The sequence below is a fragment of the Emcibacter sp. SYSU 3D8 genome (assembly GCF_039655875.1).
In the GTDB taxonomy this organism is placed as follows: Bacteria; Pseudomonadota; Alphaproteobacteria; order SMXS01; family SMXS01; genus RI-34.
The window spans coordinates 157,466-175,435 of the sequence record NZ_JBBYXK010000001.1 but is presented as its reverse complement, the minus strand read 5'-3'; the positions used below and the strand labels follow the sequence as shown (position 1 = coordinate 175,435).

Genomic DNA, 17,970 nt, shown 5'->3' with positions numbered 1-17,970 from the left:
ATGCGCCCTCGTCGATGCGAGGGAAGATGATGAAGATTGCCACCTGGAATGTGAATTCGGTGAAGGCGCGCCTGCCGCGCCTGCTGGAATGGCTCAAGGAATCCAGCCCGGACGTGGCCATGCTGCAGGAGATCAAGGTGGTCGACGAGGGCTTTCCCTCGATGGAAATCGCCGATCTTGGCTACAACATCGTCACCCACGGCCAAAAGACCTACAACGGCGTCGCCATCCTGTCGAAGCACCGGCTGGAGGATGTCGCAATGGGCCTGCCCGGCAATGACGGCTCGGACGTCCAGGCGCGCTATCTGGAAGCGTTCACCGGCGGCGTGCGCGTGGGCTGCATCTACCTGCCCAACGGCAATCCCGCACCCGGCGAGAAATACGACTACAAACTGGCCTGGATGGACCGGCTCGTGGCGCACGCCCGCGAGTTGCTGACATGGGAGGAACCGCTGGTGCTGGGGGGCGACTACAATATCTGCCCGGCCGACGAGGATGTCTGGAGCCCCGGCGCGTTCGCAGGCGACGCGCTGTGCCTGCCGCAAAGCCGCAACCGCTTCCGGCAACTGATGAATCTGGGCTACACGGACGCCATCCGGGCATTCCATCAGGGGCCGCTTTATTCCTACTGGGATTACCAGGCGGGCGCATGGGAGAAGGATCACGGCCTGCGAATCGATCACCTTCTGCTGTCACCCCAGGCCGCGGACCGGCTGACTTCGGCGGACGTCGACCGCGCCCCGCGCGGCCGGGAAAAGCCATCGGACCACACGCCGGTGTGGTGCGAACTGGACATCTGAAGCCGTTTCTCCGCTTGCGGCTTTGTCTCCCTCGCTTAATCTGGCCCAGGCAAATGGGAGACATCAGTTGAATGGATTGCGTTTTCTGGCGATGGCATGGCTGAGTCTGATCGCCGCCGCGTGTTCGGACGACCAGACCGCAGGACAGGCGACCGAAGGTTCCAGGATTCACATCAGCTTCGCCACGGACTGGCGCGCGCAGGCCGAACAGGGCGGCTTCTACCAGGCGCTGGCGACCGGTGAATACGAAAAGCGCGGAATCGACGTCAGCATCATGCAGGGCGGCCCGGCGGTGAACGTGCCGCAATTGCTCGCGTCCGGCGCGGTCGACCTGGGTATGGGCTCGAACAGTTTCATCGTCATGAACCTGGCCGCCGAGGAGGTCCCGGTGAAGGCCGTCGCGGCCTTCATGCAGAAGGATCCTCAGGTGCTGATCGCCCATCCGGGCCAGGGCATCGCCTCCATCGCGGACATGAAGGGGCGCCCGATCCTGCTGGGCGATGCGTCGGTCACCGCGTTCTGGGTGTGGCTGAAGGCCAAGTACGGATTCACCGACGACATGGTCCGCAAATACACCTTCAATCCCGCGCCGTTCATCGCCGACGAGACCGCTATCCAGCAGGGCTATGTGACGAGCGAGCCCTATACCATCGAGAAACAGGCCGGCTTCGCGCCGGAGGTGTTCCTGCTGGCGGACGAGGGCTATCCCGGCTACGCGGCCATGGTGCTGGCCCCCGACGCACTGATCGCCAGGAATCCCGAAGCCGTCCGTGCCTTCGTCGAAGGCTCGGCTGCCGGTTGGCAGAGTTACCTCAATGGCGATCCCGCGCCCGGTGACGCGCTGATCCTGCAAGACAATCCGGAGGCAACACCCGAATTGCTGGCGCAGGCCCGCGAGAAAATGAAATCCTATGGGATCGTCGAGTCTGGTGACGCCGTGAGCGGCGGTATCGGCGCCATGACCGACGCACGCTGGGCCGAGTTCTTCAGTATCGCCACCGCGCAAGGCGTGTATCCCAGCGACCTGGACTACAGGAACGCCTACACCCTCGAATTCCTTAAGCCCGCCGCGCCCTGATGGAGACCGCCTCCCTCGCCGCCGTCGAGGTCGAATATCCGGACCGGGGCAAGGCGCTCGGCCCGTTCGACCTGGCGGTCGCGGAAGGCGAGATCGTCGCACTGGTCGGGCCGTCGGGCTGCGGCAAAAGTACCGCGCTCCGGTTGCTGGCCGGCCTGGAGCCGCCAAGCCGCGGCACGGTCACCAGGGCGCCGGGCCGGGGCGAAACCTCACTGGTGTTCCAGTCCCCTACCCTCATGCCGTGGGCGACCGCGCTGGCCAATGCCGCCCTGCCGCTCGACCTCGAAGGTGCAGACAAGGCAAGTGCGCGACGGCAGGCAGCGGATGCGCTGGCGCGCGTGGGACTTTCCGGCGCACTGGCCGCCAAGCCGGCGCAACTTTCCGGCGGCATGGCCATGCGCGTATCGCTGGCGCGCGCGCTGGTGACGGAACCCCGATTGCTGCTGCTCGACGAGCCCTTCGCGGCCCTCGACGAGATCACGCGGCGCGATCTGGCCGCGGACATTCATCGCCTGTGGGCCGAGACCCGGCCTGCCGTCATCTTCGTCACCCACAATGTCGAGGAAGCGGTGTACATGGCCTCGAGGGTCGTGGTGATGAGCGCCTCGCCGGGGCGCACCTTCAGTGTCACGCAAACCGACCCGGTTTTCCCAAGGCCGGCGCATTTCCGGACCACGACAGAGTTCCGCTCGGCCGTGGAAGCCATCTCCCGCGATCTCGCGGCCAGCATGGGCCGTGAAGCATGAACCGGGCTGCCCTGGACGTCGCCGCGCCGCTGGTGCTGATCGCCGTCCTGCTGGCGGGCTGGGAGGCAGCCTGCCGGATATTGGCGATCCCCAGCTACTTCCTGCCGCCGCCGTCAGAAATTGCCGCAGCCGCGATCGATGGCGCGCCGGTGCTGATCTCGTCCGCCTGGAACACGCTGTCGATGGCCCTCAAGGCGCTGGTGACGGCGAGCATCCTGGCCTGCGGTACGGCCCTTGTCGTCGCACTCAACCAGACGCTCGAAAAAGCGGTGCAGCCGCTCGCCGTGGCGTTGCAGGTAACGCCGGTGATCGCCATCGCGCCGCAAGTGGTCATCTGGGCCGGCCTTGCCCATCCAGAACGCGCCATCGTCGCCCTGGCCGTGATCGTGGCGTTCTTCCCCATCTTCTCCGGCGCCCTGACCGGATTGAAGGCTACCGATCCTGACCTGGAGCGGCTGTTCGACCTGTATGGCGCGGGGCGCTGGCAACGCCTGTGGCGGCTGCGCATCCCGTCATCGATTCCGTTCGTGCTGGAGGGTCACAAGGTGGCGGGCGGCCTGGCGGTCATCGGCGCGGTGGTCGCCGAATTCGTCGCCGGATCCGGTGGTGCCCAGGGTCTCGCGTGGCGCATCCTGGAATCCAGCAATCGCCTGCAGACCGCCCGCACCTTTGCCGCGGTGATCGTGCTGGCGATCATGGGTGCGCTGCTGCACGCCGCGCTGCGCATGGCGGAGCGGTCCATCCTGAGGCGGCTGCGCGGCCGCTAGGTATCGTCTCCCGGCTTGCGCCGGGTCAGGAAGAAGCCCACCAGACCACCCGCGAGCACGACACCGGCGCCCAGGACGATCATCATCAGCATGTTCCCGCCGCCTCCGCCATCCGACGCGTCCATGCCCATGGCTGGCACCATGGGAGGGATATCGCCGGCCGCCGGCAGGGCTGGTGGAGATGGATGGCCGCCGTTCATGCTCACCAGGTCGGCCATGGCATCCTGCATGTCCTCGACCATGTCGGTGTAGGTTTCGGCGCCTTCGAAGGGCTGATAGGCATTCACGGTTACGATATGGTTGCTGATCACGGTCATGCCGATGACGCAGGCGACGTTCTGCATTTGGCCCGTCATGCCCTGGGACAGGTGCAACCCGGAATAGAGCGCGGCATCATCCCTTGCCAGCAGGCCAAGGCTCCTGACCTGGCCCATCTGGAAAGTGTCCTGCTGCAGAACCTGACCGACCCGCTGCTCGATGGAGTCTTTCTGGCCGTCGAGAACCCCCTGCAGGTCGGCGCCCGCCGCCACCTTGCTCATCTCCTCGATGACCTGTGCGCGGGTGTAACCGGTCGCGGGTATCACCTGGCCGTTGGATAGCGGCAGCAGCACGATGGTCCAGCGTGTGATTGGCTGGGCCATGCCTTGCCTCACGCTGGCAAGGACGTCGCATTCTATGAAAAGCGCCAGCAGGTTGTTGGACCCCGCATACATCTGCTGCATGGTCGCGAAGTAGCCTGCGTCGAACTGGCTTGCCGACGGCTCGATGCGGCATTGGCCCTCCGGCGGATCCATGGCCATGCTGGTGCCGGGAACGATCGGGATGGTGGCGGCGAACACCGGCAAAGCCATGGCCAGCCCGAGGACGCACAGCGCCCGGCCGGCCCATGACGTGAAGACGTGAGTCCTGCCCATGTCATTCCCCTCCTGATGCGCCGCGAGGGAAGTCTATCACGCAGCCCGGGCCTCAGATATCCGCGTAGACGTGGGTCTCGGCCGCGCCCCCGGGATGGGTCACCGCTCCCTTCCACGCCGGGCCGACGAGCTGGGCATATTTCCACAGTGCGCCCGACTGGTACTGGTTGGCCCGAGGCGTCCATGCCTTGCGGCGAGCCTCCATTTCTGCCGCATCAACATCCACTTCAAGCGTGCCCGCTTCGGCGTCGATGTGAATGACGTCGCCATCCCGCAGCAGGCCGATTGGCCCGCCCAGCGCCGCCTCAGGCCCGACATGGCCGATGCACAGGCCGCGCGTGCCGCCAGAGAACCTGCCGTCGGTAATCAGCGCGACCTTGGAGCCCATGTCCTGACCGACGATGGCCGCCGTGGTCGACAACATCTCGCGCATTCCCGGTCCACCCTTCGGACCTTCATAACGGATCACGATGACATCGCCCTCGCCATAGGCGCCGGCCTGCACCGCCTCGAACGCGGCTTCCTCACCATCGAAGCAGCGGGCGCGCCCGGTGAACTTCAGGTTCTGCGTGCCGGCGACCTTCACGATCGCTCCCTCGGGGGCCAGGTTGCCGGTCAGCCCCACCACGCCGCCGGTGGGCGTGATCGGATTGGTATAGGGCCGCATGACGTCCTGCTCGTCGTTCCAGCGCACGCCGGCCAGATTTTCGGCGATGGTCTTGCCGGTAACCGTCATGCAGTCGCCGTGGATATAGCCGCCATCCAGCAGGGTCCGCAGCAGCATCTGGATGCCGCCCGCTTCCCACATGTCCTTGGCCACGTATTTCCCGCCGGGCTTCATGTCGGCCAGATAGGGCGTGCGCTTGAAGATCTCGGCCACGTCCTGCAGCGTGAACTCGATGCCCGCCTCGTGGGCGATGGCCGGCAGGTGCAGGCCGCCATTGGTCGACCCGCCGGTCGCCGCGACGACGACGGCGGCGTTCTCCAGCGACTTGTGGGTCACGATGTCGCGCGGCCGGATATTGCGCGCAATCAGTTCCATGACCGCCACGCCGCTGTCATAGGCGAACTGGTCGCGGGATTCGTAAGGCGCCGGTGCGCCGGCCGACCCGGGCAGCGCCAGGCCGATCGCCTCGGACACGCAGGCCATGGTGTTGGCGGTAAACTGGCCGCCGCACGAGCCCTCCGACGGGCAGGCCACGCATTCCAGCTTGAACAATTCCTCTTCGTCCATGTTGCCGGCCGAGAACTGGCCGACGGCCTCGAACACATCGACAACGGTGACGTCGCGGCCGTGGAACCGCCCCGGAAGAATGGAGCCGCCATACATGAACACGGACGGCACGTTCAGCCGGACCATGGCCATCATCAGGCCGGGCAGCGACTTGTCGCAGCCGGCGAAGCCGACCAGCGCGTCATAGCAGTGCCCGCGCATGGACAACTCGACCGAATCCGCGATCAGATCGCGGCTGGGCAGTGACGAATACATGCCCGCATGGCCCATGGCGATGCCATCGGTGACGGTGATGGTGGTGAATTCGCGGGGCGTGCCGCCCGCCGACCAGACGCCGTCTTTCGCAACCTTGGCCTGGCGCATCAGCGCGGTATTGCAGGGCGCGGATTCGTTCCAGGTGGTGCACACACCCACAAGCGGCTGATGGATCTGCTCGTCGGTCAGACCCATGGCGTAATAGTAGGACCGGTGCGGCGCCCGCGTCGGGCCTTCCGTCACATGCCGGCTGGGCAATCTGGATTTGTCAAAACGGTGCGCGTCCATGTGGTTCTCCCGCCGGGCCTAAGATGGCGACAGCCTAGCACGTGAGGGAGACGTTGGGTGAACCGCTAGACCAGCGCGTCGAGTCGGACGATGGCCTCGTTCAGCGTCGCCACGAGTTGAACCATTTCCTCGCGACGCTCGCGCTGCTCCTCGACCACGGCCTCTGGCGCCTTGGCCACGAATCCGGGGTTGTTGAGCCGGCCATCCAGACTCGCCATCTCCTTGTTCGCTTTCTCGATCTCCTTGCGGAGACGCGCTTTCTCGGCGTCGAAGTCGATGACGTCCGCGAGCAGCAGGCCCAGCGTCGCCTCGCCCACCGGAATCTGCACGGTGCCGCGCGGAAACGATTCGACGGTCTCGACCCTGTCGATGCGCGCCAGCCGGGTGATGACCGGCTGCAGTACCTCGGACTGGTCGGTCAGGGCGGCGAACGCGCCGGTTTCCGATTGCTGGACGGCAACGGCGATCTTCGCGCCGGGCGGCACGTTCATTTCGGTGCGGACAGTGCGGACACGGGTGATCAGGTCGATCACGGCTTCGATCTCGCGGCCCGAGGCAGCATCGGCAAGGTCGGTGCGCGGCAGGGGCCAGTCCGCCAGGATCAGCAGATCGTCATGGGTCTGGCGCCACAGATATTCGGTGATGAATGGCATGAACGGATGCAAGAGGCGCAGGATCTGCTCCATGGCCCACGCCGTCGTGCCGCGGGTCTCGGCCTTCACCGTCTCGTCGCCGCCGCCCAGCAGCGGTTTGGTGAATTCGAGGTACCAGTCGCAGAAGTCGCCCCAGACGAACTGGTAGAGCGCGTTCGCCGCCTCGTTGAACTTGTAGGCCTCCAGCGCCTCCGTCACGGTGGCGGTGGTCGCCATGACCTTGCCCGCCAGCCAGCGGTTGACCGGTTGCCGGCTGGTTGCCGGGTCGAATCCCGAGGTGTTCAGCGCGTCATTCAGGCCGCAATAGCGGTAGGCGTTCCACAACTTGGTGCCGAAGTTCCGGTAGCCCTCGACCCGCTGCTTCGACAGCTTGATGTCCCTGCCCTGCGCGGCCATCGCCGTGAGGGTGAAGCGCAGCGCATCGGCGCCATATTCGTCGATGAGCTGGAGTGGATCGATGACGTTGCCTTTCGACTTCGACATCTTCTGGCCCTTCTCATCGCGGACCAGCGCATGGATGTAGACCGTGTGAAACGGCACTTCTTCCATGAAGTAGATGCCCGACATCATCATCCGGGCGACCCAGAAGAAGATGATGTCGAAGCCGGTGACCAGCACGTCGGTCTGGTAATGGCGCTTCAGCTCGGGCGTCTGTTCGGGCCAGCCCAGCGTGGAGAACGGCCAGAGCTGCGACGAGAACCAGGTGTCGAGCACGTCCTCGTCACGCGTCAGCGTCTCGTCCTTGCCGTAATGGATGCGCGCCTCGGCGGCCGCCTCCTCCTCGGTGAGCGCCACGAACACCTTGTTGTCCGGGCCGTACCAGGCCGGAATCTGATGTCCCCACCAGAGCTGGCGCGAGATGCACCAGGGCTGGATATTGCGCAGCCACTCGAAATAGGTTTTTTCCCAGTTGCGCGGCACGAACACAGTCTGGCTGCGTTCGACAGCCTCGATCGCCGGCTTGGCCAGGGTGGCCGCGTCCACGTACCACTGGTCGGTCAGCCACGGCTCGATGACCACGCCGCTGCGGTCGCCGTGCGGCACCGAATGCAGGTGATCGTCGATCTTCTCCAGCAGGCCGAGCGCGTCCAGGTCTTCGATCACCCGGGCTCGGGCCTTGAACCGCTCCATGCCGCGATAGGCCTCTGGCACGTTTTCATTGAGGTGCGCCGACGCATCCAGAATGTTGATCATGGGCAGGGCGTGGCGGCGACCGACCTCGAAATCGTTGAAGTCGTGGGCCGGCGTGATCTTGACCGCGCCCGAACCGGTTTCCGGATCGGCGTAATTGTCGGCGACGATGGGAATCTGGCGGCCGGTCAGCGGCAGCTCGACCATCTTGCCGATCAGGTCCCGGTAACGCTCATCGTCCGGATGCACCGCAACGGCGGTATCGCCCAGCATGGTCTCGGGCCGCGTGGTCGCGACGACGATGAAACGCCCCGGCTCGCCGGCGATGGGATAGCGGAAATGCCAGAGATGGCCCTTGATCTCGCGAAGCTCGACCTCGAGGTCGGAAATGGCCGTCAACAGCTTCGGATCCCAGTTGACCAGCCGCTTGTCCTTGTAGATCAGGCCGGCGCGGTACCAGTCGACGAACACCTTCTGGACCGCCTCGCTGAGGCCTTCGTCCATGGTGAAACGCTCGCGCGACCAGTCGCAGCTGGCGCCCAGGCGGCGAAGCTGGTTGATGATGGTGCCGCCGGATTCTTCCTTCCAGGACCAGACCCGCTTCAGGAATTCGTCGCGGCCCATGTCCTGGCGGCCGATATTGCCCTGCTCGGCAAGCTGGCGCTCGACCACCATCTGGGTGGCGATCCCGGCATGATCGGTGCCGGGCTGCCACAGCACGTCGCGGCCACGCATGCGCTCGAACCGCACCAGCACGTCCTGCAGGGTGTTGTTGAGCGCGTGCCCCATATGCAGGCTGCCGGTGACGTTCGGCGGCGGAATGACAATGGTGTACGGCTTTGCGTCCGGTCGCCGGCCAGCGGCAAACGCCCCCGACGTTTCCCAGTCGTTGTAAATTTCGGGTTCAACCTCGGCGGGTCGAAAGACTTTATCCAGCATCGCGGGCACGCTTCTCGACTGATCTCGGATTCGGCGGGGGTTTTACCGGGAAACCGCCCGCGACTCCAGCAGTCAGCGTGCGAGCCGACGGATTTCAGCCTGAACGATGTCCTCGACGAGTCGCGGCAGGTTGGCGTCGAGCCATTCCTTCAGCATCGGTTTCAGCATGGCGCGCACCACGCCTTCAAGCGTATTGGAGTCGCCTTCGTAGCCTGAAATCAGCGTCTGGGCGAACTGGTCGAACGCTGCGCTGGTCTTGATGGCGGCTTCGGGTGACAGGATCCGTTCGTTCGGAGCGTCCATGGATGCAACCTCTTCATGCGGTTCGTGGGCCATGCCGTCGGTCAAACTCTCCGATGCGGCAGTGGTCGACTCGATGCCGGTGTCAGGCTCATCAAATGCCTGCCCCGTTGCAGGCGGCGGCGTGTCCGCAAACCGGGTGACGTCCTGGGCATAGGGTTCGCCATTCTCGTGCTCGACCACCTGCGACGCGAATCTCAGTCCGGCCATGATCGGCTCCTGATCCAGCGGCGAGGTATCGACCGGCGCCACCGCCGGCTGTTCTGGCGGATGGGGCACATCGGCGGTGTCGGCTGGCGGCGGCGCATCGTCCTCGATGGCGAATTCGGCATCAAGATCCAGCAGTTCCTCGGGCTGATCGCCGTCCAGATCGGCGATCCCTGCTTCGGGCGGCGCGTCCCAGGGCGGCGTCACGTCGGACAGCACCGTCTCCTCGTTCACGCTGATACTGTCCTCCGGCAATTCATCCACGAGGTCCAGCACCTCGTCATCGGCCTGGCGCCCTTCGGACGATACGCCGGCGTTGCGGTCGGCACGGGTGGAATCCATGCCGTCCTGATCCTGCGCGATCATCTTGCGAATGGACGCGAGGATGTCTTCCATCGACATTTCTTCAGCGGGCCTGTTGTCAGCTTTGCTCATGACCGATCTCGTGGACGACTGATGTTGCGGCGGATGCCCAGCCGACCGTCATCACTATACGCCGGGTTGCTCGCCGCTGACACGGAAAACATTCAAATGGCCGTGTTTGCCAGCCTTTAGTGAACTATCCGCAGGTTTACGATGAACTGAGGCAGCGTTAGTCGCCGGTGCCCCAGCCAAACCAGCTTCCGGTGGCATGGTCGTAATATTGTTCCGGGTCGTAGCGCTCGACGGGCAGGTTCAGAGACTCGGCCGTTGCCCTTCCCAAGGCGGAAAGAAGCTGGAATGACGCCACATATTCCTCGCGCTGGGCACGCACCAGTTCCACCTCGGCGTCGAGTGCCTCCTGTTCGGCATCCAGAACATCGAGCGTGGTGCGCGAGCCCACTTCCTGCTCCTGCCTCACCCCTTCGAGGGCGATCTTGTTGGCCTCGACCTGCGACTTGCTGGACTCGATGATGGCCCTCGCCGCGCGCAGCCTCTCCCAGGCATTGCTGACCGCTTCCCGAATCTCGCGCTCGGTTTCGATCGCCTGCATGCGGCGCTGGGAATTGATCTGCTTGGCCTGGCGGATCCGCGAACTGGTGACGCCCGCCGCGTAGATCGGCACGGTCGCCCGCGCCATGATGCTCTGGGTGCCGGACGAGAATCCCTGGACGAACTGATCCTCCTGGTACTGGTATTGCGCCACCAGGCTGACCTCGGGCCCCAATTCGGACTTCGCGGTGCTGATCGCCTGCCGGGCCGCTTCTTCCTCGAGCCGGGCAGCCTTCAGTTCCGGATTTTCGGCCAGCGCGATCTGGATCGCATTGGCCTCGGATGTCGGCATCGCGCCCATCGGCTCCGGTTGCTCCAGCGTGCCCGGTGCATTGCCGACGATGCGTTCGTACGCCGTGCGGCTTGCGGTCAGATCCGCCTCGGCCGCAGTACGGCTGGAAATGGAACCGGACATGCGCGCCTCGGACTGCGCGACGTCGGTGCGGGTAATCTCGCCGACCTCGAACCTGTCGCGCGATGCCCCCAGCTGGCGGTCCAGCACCTGGACGTTGTTGCGGCGAAGCTCGAGCACGGCCTGATCGCGCAGCACATCCATATAGGCGGCAACGGTGATCAGCAGCACATCCTGCTCGGTGGAGACGAGGTCGCTGCGCGCTGCTTCGACCCGAGTCTTCGACTCCTTCACTGCATTGAAGGTTCGGAAACTGCGGAAAATCGGCTGTTCCAGCGAGACCGCCGCGGTGATCGGCGTCAATGTCTGCTTGCCGCCTGTCGGCGAGAAGAAATTCCGGCTTCGCTCCTTGGTGATATTCGCCTGTCCGGTGATTGCCGGACGATAGCCGGAAAGCGCTTGGGAGACGTTCTCGTCTTCGGCCCTCACCCCGGCCCGCTGCGCTTCGAGAATCGGATTGTTCTGGTAGGCCGTGGCCAGCGCTTCCCTCAGCGTTTCGGCCTGCGCGGGCACCGCGCCCAGCGCGATGGCGGCAACGCCGATGGCGAGCCGCTTCGTCAATCTACCCGTCGTCAAATGACCCCACTCCTCACTGGCCTGCGCCGGTTCGTGCGCAGGGCTGCGCGATACCATACGAGGCCTTGGGCCTCTCTAAAACACAAAACCGGCTTCGCGGGCGAACCCGGGCAACGGCGGCAGGCCGGCGTCGAACAATTGACGATGGCCGATGACGCCGCCCTTGCGGGAAGAAAGGGTTGCCTTGCCGATTCCCCGCCCGGCTAGCACCGCGACCAGGCGTCCACCCTCGTTGAGTTGATCAAGCAACGCGGCGGGAACCTCGTCGACCGACCCTTCCAGCACGATGACATCGTAAGGTGCCTGCGCCGCGTAACCACCGGCCAGCGGCACGGTGACGACAGCCGCGTTATCGACGCCGTTGGCGGCAAGGTTTGCCGTCGCCTGGGCGGCCAGCGCCTCATCTTCCTCGAGAGCGACGACGACGCCAGCGAGATTCGCCAGGATGGCGGCCGAATATCCCGCGGCGCAGCCCACATCGAGCACCACGTCGGTGTCGCGCACCGCGGCGGCCTGAAGCAGGCGGGCAAACACCATGGGCGCAATCACATAGCGGCCCGGCGCAACCGGAGCATCTTCATCCATATACGCCACGCCGCGCAGCGATGGAGGAAGGAACGCCTCCCGCGGCACCGTCCCCATCGCCTCGACTAGGCGGGCGTCGGTCACCTTGTTGGGCAACAACTGGGAATCGACCATCTGCTTGCGCGCGGCTGCGAAGTCGGTCATCGGCGTATCCTGCTCAATGGATGCGGCGCGGAATGACGCACCGCTGCATCGTCTGTTTCGCGGGATTTATATCGCTGGCGGCCGGGGCTGACAATCACACGATTGTCGGGCCTGCCCTGCTCTGCTATAGACCCCGCCAGCACCACTGGCGGCGACGTGGCGGAGTGGTTACGCAGCGGACTGCAAATCCGTGTACGCCGGTTCGATTCCGGCCGTCGCCTCCAAAACCCACTCGACGGGTTAATTGCCGGCAAAAGGCAAAACACGCTTTGCAAGCCGGTGTGGCTTTGCTAAACACACGCCGCGCCGGGCACCACCCCGGAGCGGATCACTGGTCCCCGGTAGCTCAGCTGGTAGAGCACGCGACTGTTAATCGCTAGGTCGTTGGTTCGAGTCCGACCCGGGGAGCCAATAAGAGAAGGGTCAGCCGCGAGGCTGACCCTTTTTCTTTTACCTTGGCGCAGACCGGCCTTGTGGCTGCGGCTCGATCAGGCCGTGGACTTGCGTCCCAAGCCGATCTTCATGGCCAGCTCCCGCCGCCGGGCGGCATAGTTCGGCGCCACCATGGGATAGTCGGCCGGCAGGTTCCAGCGCTGACGGTATTGCTCGGGACTCAGATTGAACGACGTCCGAAGATGCCGCTTGAGCATCTTCAGCTTCTTTCCGTCTTCCAGGCACACGATGTAATCCGGCGTCACCGAACGGCGCGGATTGACCGCGGGCTTCAGTTCGTCGGCAGGCGCCTCGTCCGGCGTGCCGCCCAGGCGATTGAGCGTCGCGAACACGACCTCGACCAGACGCGGCAGGTCGGCGGCGGACACGGCATTCTTGATCACATGCGAGGTGACGATCTCGGACGTCAGAGCAAGCAGTTCCAGATGATCTATTTCGTTATGGTCGGGCATGTCACTCCTAGGGTTGAATGCTCGACCCTCGCACATATTACTGCGCGTAATCCACCTATATTTGGATATTATTACTAATATTTCTGTTTTTTATTTCTTATTTTGATGCCACGCCGGTCGAATTCAGATTTTTCAATGACTTGCACAATAGGACCCAAACCCGAATGTCGGTTGGTCGAGCGCCAGAGCGCAGCGTTGACCATGATCGAGCGGCAGGCGGCGCGAGCGTTGGCTTGATTTTTCCGGCGAACTGTTCTTATTTGGTTCCCGTTCCGCAGCGATCTCAAGCCGTCCATGACCGCCCCGATCCGCAAGATCATCCATATCGACATGGACGCCTTCTATGCGTCGGTGGAGCAGCGCGATGATCCCGATCTCCGGGGCAAGCCCGTTGCCGTCGGCGGCCCCAGCAAGCGCGGCGTGGTGGCGGCGGCCAGTTACGAGGCGCGAGCCTTCGGCGTGCGCTCGGCCATGCCGTCGGTGACGGCGGCACGGAAATGCCCGGAACTGGTGTTCGTGAAGCCCCGATTCGACGTCTACAAGCAGGTCTCGCGGCAAATCAGGGAGATATTCGCCCGGTACACGCCGCTGATCGAGCCGCTGTCGCTCGACGAGGCCTATCTGGACGTCACCGAGAATCTGAAGGACAATCCGTCGGCGACCCTTATTGCCCGTGAAATCCGCGCGCAGATTTTCGAGGAAACCGGCCTCACAGCCTCGGCCGGCGTGTCCTACAACAAGTTCCTGGCCAAGATCGCCTCCGACTACCGCAAACCCAACGGCCAGTTCGTCATCACGCCCGATGTGGGCGAAGCCTTCGTCGGTGAACTGAAAGTGGGAAAATTCCACGGCGTCGGCCCGGCAACCGCCGAGAAGATGAACAAGCTGGGGATATTCACCGGCGCCGATCTCCGCGCCCTGCCCCTGGATGTGCTGCAGCGGCATTTCGGCAAATCGGGGGCCTGGTATTACGCGATCTCGCGCGGCGAGGACCAACGATCGGTAAAGCCGAACCGCCAGCGCAAATCGGTGGGTTCGGAAACCACGTTCTTCGACGATCTCGGCGATCCGGCCGAAATCGAGGATGGCGTCATCGCCATGCTCGACGATGTCTGGAGCCATTGCCAGACAGGCGGTTTCACCGGCCGGACGGTCACGGTCAAGATCAAGTTCGCGGACTTCCAGATCATCACCCGCAGCCGCTCGCTCGCGTATCCGATCACGGCACGCGCCCAGCTTGAACAGACGGCCATTTCCCTGGTGCGCGGCACCTATCCGCTGCCCAAGCGGGTCCGGCTGCTGGGCGTTACGCTGTCGAATCTTGAACAGGACGAGGCGCCTTCACCAACGCCTCAGCTTGATCTGGGGCTGCTTTAGGGAAGGTCAGCACTACGCGCAGGCCGGGACCGGCATCTTCCAGCGTGAGCCGGATGTTATGCAGCTTGGCGATGGCGGCGACCAGGCTCAGCCCCAATCCGTTGCCCGGCGTGGTGCGGCTTGCCTCGAGCCGGACGAAACGGTCGAACACCCGGTCCCGGGACTCGGCCGGAATACCGATACCGCGATCCTCGATCGTGATGCGCAACCGGCCGCCAGTCCGCTCGAGCCGCAAACGGACCGGGGTGCCCTCGGGCGTGTGTTTCATCGCGTTTTCGATCAGATTCGACAGCATCTGAAGGATCAGCGCACGGTCCCCGCGCACCTCGATACCGGGTGGGATATCGGTTTCGAATCGCCGTCCCTCCTCCTCCGCCAGCGGACCATAGGCCTCGCTGAGCGTCCCGAGCATGTCGGAGAGCGCCACCGGGGAAAACGTCTTGGCCGACATGGCCCCTTCAACCTGCGCGATGCTGAGGATGGCATTGAAGGTTTCCAGGATGCCGGCACTTTCCTCGATCGCCAGATCGAGCGCCTGGGCGCCTTCGATCGTGTCCGTGCCGGCGTCCCGTGCTTCTTCCAGCCTGCGGCTGAGCCGGCTGAGCGGCGTACGGAGATCATGGGCGACGTTATTGGTCACCTCGCGGGTCTCGGTCACCAGAAAATCGATGCGGTCCAGCATGGCGTTAAGGCTGGCGGCAAGACGGTCCAGTTCGTCATGGGTACCGCGGGCATCCACGCGGCTGTCGAGCTGGCCGCCCATTATGTCGATGACCGTCGAAGTGATGTCATTGATGCGGCTCAGGAAGCGGCGGGTCATCAGGGCACCGATACCGCCGCCCAGCAGCACGGCCCCGGCCAGCGTGCCCAGCGCGGCGCGTGTGAACAGGCTGTTGATGGCCTCGCGCCAGACCGGCTCGACGCCCACGGTCAGGATGGCGCCATTGGGAACGGTAACGGTGCGGGCGACGATTTCGATCTGTTCGTTCACCCCCTGTGTGTTGACCACGACACTCATGTTGTGGTCGCCAACGCTGTTCGGCACGTCAAGCAGACTGCCCGCCAGTACATTGCCCTGCCCGTCCGTAAGCCGATAGAACGTGCGCAGCTTGACGTGAGACCGGCCCTTGATCTCGATATCGTCGATCACCTGGCCGATGCCGCCGAACCGGTAAGCGTCCTCCAGTTCCTCAATGCGCGCATCGACCTGCTCCCTGACGTCCTGATCGAGAGTGCGGACCTCGATCAGATAAAGGGTGGCCAGCAGGATGATGGTGGAGAGCAGATAGAGCGCGACATAGAGCAGCGTGAACCGGACGCCGGTTGAGCGGAAGGCATCAATCCGGCGCATGAATGCTGTAGCCCGCGCCTCGCACCGTGTGAATCAGCGGCGTGTCGGCATCCCGGTCGATCTTGGACCGGAGCCGGCTCATATGCGTCTCGATGATCTTCGTCTTCGGGTCGAAGTGAAAATCCCAGACGTGTTCGAGCAGCATGGTGCGAGTCACCACGTCGCCGGCATTGCGCATCATGTATTCCAGCAGCTTGAATTCCTGCGGTTGCAGTTCCACCACGCGGCCGGCACGCCTTACCTGGCGGCGGCGCAGATCCATCTCCAGGTCGCCGACCTTCAGAACCGGCTCGACCTTGGCCAGCACCGGACGGCGCCCCAGCGCATGCACGCGGGCCGCCAGTTCAGAAAAGGCGAACGGCTTGACCAGATAATCGTCGGCGCCGGCATCCAGGCCCTCCACCCGTTCGTTCACGCCATCGAGCGCCGTGAGAAACAGCACCGGGGTCTTCACGCCGGCGATCCTGATGTTCTTCAGGATCGTGACGCCATCCAGTTCGGGCAGCATCCGGTCCAGCACGATCACGTCATAGGGAGAGTTGGTGGCCATGTGCAGGCCCTCGCCCCCCGTATCCACCTTGTCGACGGTGTGGCCAAGTTGCCCCAGACCGCGGGCCACATAGGTCAGCGTATCGATATCGTCTTCAACTACGAGTATTTTCATCGGCTGCCAAATCCCCTGAATCCTCTCGCGGTACAGATAGTCATTTGTCTTAACATTCTCAATGGTTGCAATATGACTTCTGACCCTTGTCAGAGGTTACCATATGTTTGATATTTGATGAATACTTGACCCGCCAAGGAATGCAGGCACGTCACCGCCCATTTGCTCCGGGCCGGGCACCGGCCTTGACCGGCATGGCCGCATCCCGCGCCTTGCAATTCTGACCGGTCCGCAGGAAAGTCGTCTGACAGAAATGACGGGAGACAGCTGATGGGATACGATCTGCAGAAGGTACCGGCGCAGGTTTTGCCGCACACCACCTATCAGGAATACCTCGACAAGGACCGGCACGAACCCGCGCGCAGCCTGCGCGAGGTGGGGAACACCGATCTCGGCACGGACGACGTCGACAAGCGCCGCTATATCGATCGGACCTGGTACGAGCAGGAAAAGAAGATCTGGGATCATGTCTGGCAGGCGGCGTGCCGCGAGGAGCACATTCCTGATCCTGGCGACTTCCATGTCTACGATATCGGCACCCGCTCCTATCTGATCGTTCGCACCGAAGACGGCAGCATCAAGGCCTATCCCAACGCTTGCCTGCACCGCGGCCGCAAGCTGCGGCTCGAATCCGGCCATGTGGACAAGTTCCGCTGTCCGTTCCACGGCTTTACCTGGACGCTGGAGGGCGACATCGCTCATGTGCCGTGCGAGTGGGATTTCCCGCAGGTCCAGAAGGATGAATTCCATCTGCCCGAGGTGCATGTGGGCACGTTCGCGGGCTGGGTATTCATCAATCCGGATGCCGACCCCATGCCGCTGGAGCAGTTTCTCGACCCGATCTGGCGCCACTACGAGCCCTATGCCTGGGACCAGTCCTATCTGGGTGTCCACGCGGGCAAGGTGCTGAAGGGCAACTGGAAGATCATCCAGGAAGCCTTCATGGAAGCGTTCCATTCGCTCGACACCCATCCGCAGATTCTCGGCAGCGTCGACGATTTTGGCTGCCAGTACGACGTGTGGGACGGCAAGCCCCATGTCAACCGGATGATGGCCGCATTCGCGGTGCCCAGCTCCTATGTGGTCGACCAGGTCACCGAACAGGATGTGCTCGACGAATGGATGGGCCGCAAATGGGACGATGGCGACAAGATCGTCCTGAAGGAAGGCGAGACCGCCCGGACCAAGACTGCCGACCTGAAGCGCGAGCAGACCGAGGCGCAGCTCGGCTACAAGATCCCCGAACTCTCGGACGCCGAACTGGTCGATGGCTGGTACTACGTGGTGTTCCCCAACTTCATGCTGTGGGGCGGCTTCGGCCCGAATATGTGGTACCGGTTCCGACCCTGGAACGACAGCCACGAGGAAACCTTGATGGAGGTGGGCTACATCATGCGCCACCCCAAGGACCAGCCCAAGCCGGCGCCCATGCCCATGATCATGCTGGACATCAACACCAAGTGGGACAGCGTCGAGGCCCTGGGAGGGCTGGGTTTCGTGCTCGACCAGGACACGACCAACATGGCTGCCATCCATGACGGACTGAAGGCCTCATTCAAGCCGGGGGTGACGCTTGCCTCCTATCAGGAACAGCGCATCCGTCACTTCCACCAGACGCTCGACACTTATATGGAGCGTTACGCGAACACCTGACAGCAGCCACGTCCCGGCA

15 protein-coding genes and 2 tRNA genes are annotated in these 17,970 nt (G+C 63.9%); 8 read left to right on the top strand and 9 right to left on the bottom strand.

Annotated elements, in window-relative coordinates:
* Positions 1–29: 29 nt before the first annotated feature.
* From WJU21_RS00895 to WJU21_RS00880, 4 genes are all read left to right on the top strand, one after another.
* Positions 30–800 (top strand): exodeoxyribonuclease III, encoded by a 771-nt coding sequence (locus WJU21_RS00895; RefSeq protein ID WP_346321495.1) that lies wholly within the window; start codon positions 30–32, stop codon positions 798–800.
* Positions 801–867: 67 nt separating this feature from the next.
* Positions 868–1,878, top strand: coding sequence for an ABC transporter substrate-binding protein (locus WJU21_RS00890; protein ID WP_346321494.1), 1,011 nt, complete (start codon positions 868–870; stop codon positions 1,876–1,878).
* Positions 1,878–2,624 (top strand): ABC transporter ATP-binding protein, encoded by a 747-nt coding sequence (locus WJU21_RS00885; RefSeq protein ID WP_346321493.1) that lies wholly within the window; start codon positions 1,878–1,880, stop codon positions 2,622–2,624. Before WJU21_RS00890 ends, WJU21_RS00885 begins: the two co-directional genes overlap by 1 nt.
* The gene (locus tag WJU21_RS00880) at positions 2,621–3,391 is read left to right on the top strand and encodes an ABC transporter permease (protein WP_346321492.1); all 771 of its coding nucleotides are present in this window, start codon (positions 2,621–2,623) and stop codon (positions 3,389–3,391) included. Before WJU21_RS00885 ends, WJU21_RS00880 begins: the two co-directional genes overlap by 4 nt.
* Here the strand turns inward: WJU21_RS00880 and WJU21_RS00875 are convergent.
* The 6 genes from WJU21_RS00875 to WJU21_RS00850 all read right to left on the bottom strand — a co-directional run bounded on the left by WJU21_RS00875 (position 3,388) and on the right by WJU21_RS00850 (position 12,001).
* On the bottom strand, positions 3,388–4,305 hold the full coding sequence (locus WJU21_RS00875; protein WP_346321491.1) for a hypothetical protein: 918 nt from the start codon (positions 4,303–4,305) through the stop codon (positions 3,388–3,390). The genes WJU21_RS00880 and WJU21_RS00875 overlap by 4 nt on opposite strands.
* Before the next feature lie 52 nt (positions 4,306–4,357).
* Positions 4,358–6,082 carry a dihydroxy-acid dehydratase gene (gene ilvD, locus WJU21_RS00870; RefSeq protein WP_346321490.1) on the bottom strand — a complete coding sequence of 575 codons (1,725 nt, stop codon included), beginning with the start codon at positions 6,080–6,082 and terminating at the stop codon, positions 4,358–4,360.
* Between the two features lie 65 nt (positions 6,083–6,147).
* Positions 6,148–8,805: a valine--tRNA ligase gene (locus tag WJU21_RS00865; protein ID WP_346321489.1), complete on the bottom strand. Its 2,658-nt coding sequence runs from the start codon at positions 8,803–8,805 to the stop codon at positions 6,148–6,150.
* A gap of 72 nt (positions 8,806–8,877) precedes the next feature.
* Positions 8,878–9,747, bottom strand: coding sequence for a DUF2497 domain-containing protein (locus WJU21_RS00860; protein ID WP_346321488.1), 870 nt, complete (start codon positions 9,745–9,747; stop codon positions 8,878–8,880).
* Positions 9,748–9,904: 157 nt separating this feature from the next.
* Positions 9,905–11,272: a TolC family outer membrane protein gene (locus WJU21_RS00855; RefSeq protein ID WP_346321487.1), complete on the bottom strand. Its 1,368-nt coding sequence runs from the start codon at positions 11,270–11,272 to the stop codon at positions 9,905–9,907.
* Positions 11,273–11,347: 75 nt separating this feature from the next.
* The gene (locus WJU21_RS00850; RefSeq protein ID WP_346321486.1) at positions 11,348–12,001 is read right to left on the bottom strand and encodes a protein-L-isoaspartate O-methyltransferase; all 654 of its coding nucleotides are present in this window, start codon (positions 11,999–12,001) and stop codon (positions 11,348–11,350) included.
* 150 nt (positions 12,002–12,151) lie between these two features.
* Here WJU21_RS00850 and WJU21_RS00845 point away from each other — a divergent pair.
* Positions 12,152–12,225, top strand: a tRNA-Cys gene (locus tag WJU21_RS00845).
* A gap of 111 nt (positions 12,226–12,336) precedes the next feature.
* Positions 12,337–12,412, top strand: a tRNA-Asn gene (locus tag WJU21_RS00840).
* Between the two features lie 77 nt (positions 12,413–12,489).
* Here the strand turns inward: WJU21_RS00840 and WJU21_RS00835 are convergent.
* Entirely contained in the window at positions 12,490–12,906 is a 417-nt protein-coding gene (locus WJU21_RS00835) for a MucR family transcriptional regulator (RefSeq protein WP_346321485.1), read from the bottom strand.
* Positions 12,907–13,200: 294 nt separating this feature from the next.
* On the opposite strand from WJU21_RS00835, the gene dinB reads away from it, so the two are divergent.
* A complete protein-coding gene (gene dinB, locus WJU21_RS00830; protein WP_346321484.1) occupies positions 13,201–14,283 on the top strand; it encodes a DNA polymerase IV in 1,083 nt (360 codons plus the stop codon).
* Here dinB and WJU21_RS00825 read toward each other — a convergent pair.
* Both WJU21_RS00825 and WJU21_RS00820 read right to left on the bottom strand, forming a co-directional pair.
* A complete protein-coding gene (locus WJU21_RS00825; RefSeq protein WP_346321483.1) occupies positions 14,213–15,634 on the bottom strand; it encodes an ATP-binding protein in 1,422 nt (473 codons plus the stop codon). The genes dinB and WJU21_RS00825 overlap by 71 nt on opposite strands.
* Complete coding sequence (locus tag WJU21_RS00820) at positions 15,621–16,298, bottom strand: response regulator transcription factor (RefSeq protein WP_346321482.1); 678 nt, start codon at positions 16,296–16,298, stop codon at positions 15,621–15,623. The genes WJU21_RS00825 and WJU21_RS00820 overlap by 14 nt, the downstream gene beginning before the upstream one ends.
* A 270-nt stretch (positions 16,299–16,568) precedes the next feature.
* On the opposite strand from WJU21_RS00820, the gene WJU21_RS00815 reads away from it, so the two are divergent.
* Complete coding sequence (locus WJU21_RS00815; RefSeq protein ID WP_346321481.1) at positions 16,569–17,951, top strand: aromatic ring-hydroxylating dioxygenase subunit alpha; 1,383 nt, start codon at positions 16,569–16,571, stop codon at positions 17,949–17,951.
* Positions 17,952–17,970 lie beyond the last annotated feature (19 nt).

What these genes read in the sequence shown, in the direction of transcription:
- WJU21_RS00895 (WP_346321495.1), top strand. Translation starts at nt 30, where the DNA reads ATGAAGATTGCCACCTGGAATGTGAATTCGGTGAAGGCGCGCCTGCCG.
- WJU21_RS00885 (WP_346321493.1), top strand. Translation starts at nt 1,878, where the DNA reads ATGGAGACCGCCTCCCTCGCCGCCGTCGAGGTCGAATATCCGGACCGG.
- WJU21_RS00880 (WP_346321492.1), top strand. Translation starts at nt 2,621, where the DNA reads ATGAACCGGGCTGCCCTGGACGTCGCCGCGCCGCTGGTGCTGATCGCC.
- WJU21_RS00875 (WP_346321491.1), bottom strand. Translation starts at nt 4,305, where the DNA reads ATGGGCAGGACTCACGTCTTCACGTCATGGGCCGGCCGGGCGCTGTGC.
- ilvD (WP_346321490.1), bottom strand. Translation starts at nt 6,082, where the DNA reads ATGGACGCGCACCGTTTTGACAAATCCAGATTGCCCAGCCGGCATGTG.
- WJU21_RS00865 (WP_346321489.1), bottom strand. Translation starts at nt 8,805, where the DNA reads ATGCTGGATAAAGTCTTTCGACCCGCCGAGGTTGAACCCGAAATTTAC.
- WJU21_RS00860 (WP_346321488.1), bottom strand. Translation starts at nt 9,747, where the DNA reads ATGAGCAAAGCTGACAACAGGCCCGCTGAAGAAATGTCGATGGAAGAC.
- WJU21_RS00850 (WP_346321486.1), bottom strand. Translation starts at nt 12,001, where the DNA reads ATGACCGACTTCGCAGCCGCGCGCAAGCAGATGGTCGATTCCCAGTTG.
- WJU21_RS00835 (WP_346321485.1), bottom strand. Translation starts at nt 12,906, where the DNA reads ATGCCCGACCATAACGAAATAGATCATCTGGAACTGCTTGCTCTGACG.
- dinB (WP_346321484.1), top strand. Translation starts at nt 13,201, where the DNA reads ATGACCGCCCCGATCCGCAAGATCATCCATATCGACATGGACGCCTTC.
- WJU21_RS00825 (WP_346321483.1), bottom strand. Translation starts at nt 15,634, where the DNA reads ATGCGCCGGATTGATGCCTTCCGCTCAACCGGCGTCCGGTTCACGCTG.
- WJU21_RS00820 (WP_346321482.1), bottom strand. Translation starts at nt 16,298, where the DNA reads ATGAAAATACTCGTAGTTGAAGACGATATCGATACGCTGACCTATGTG.
- WJU21_RS00815 (WP_346321481.1), top strand. Translation starts at nt 16,569, where the DNA reads ATGGGATACGATCTGCAGAAGGTACCGGCGCAGGTTTTGCCGCACACC.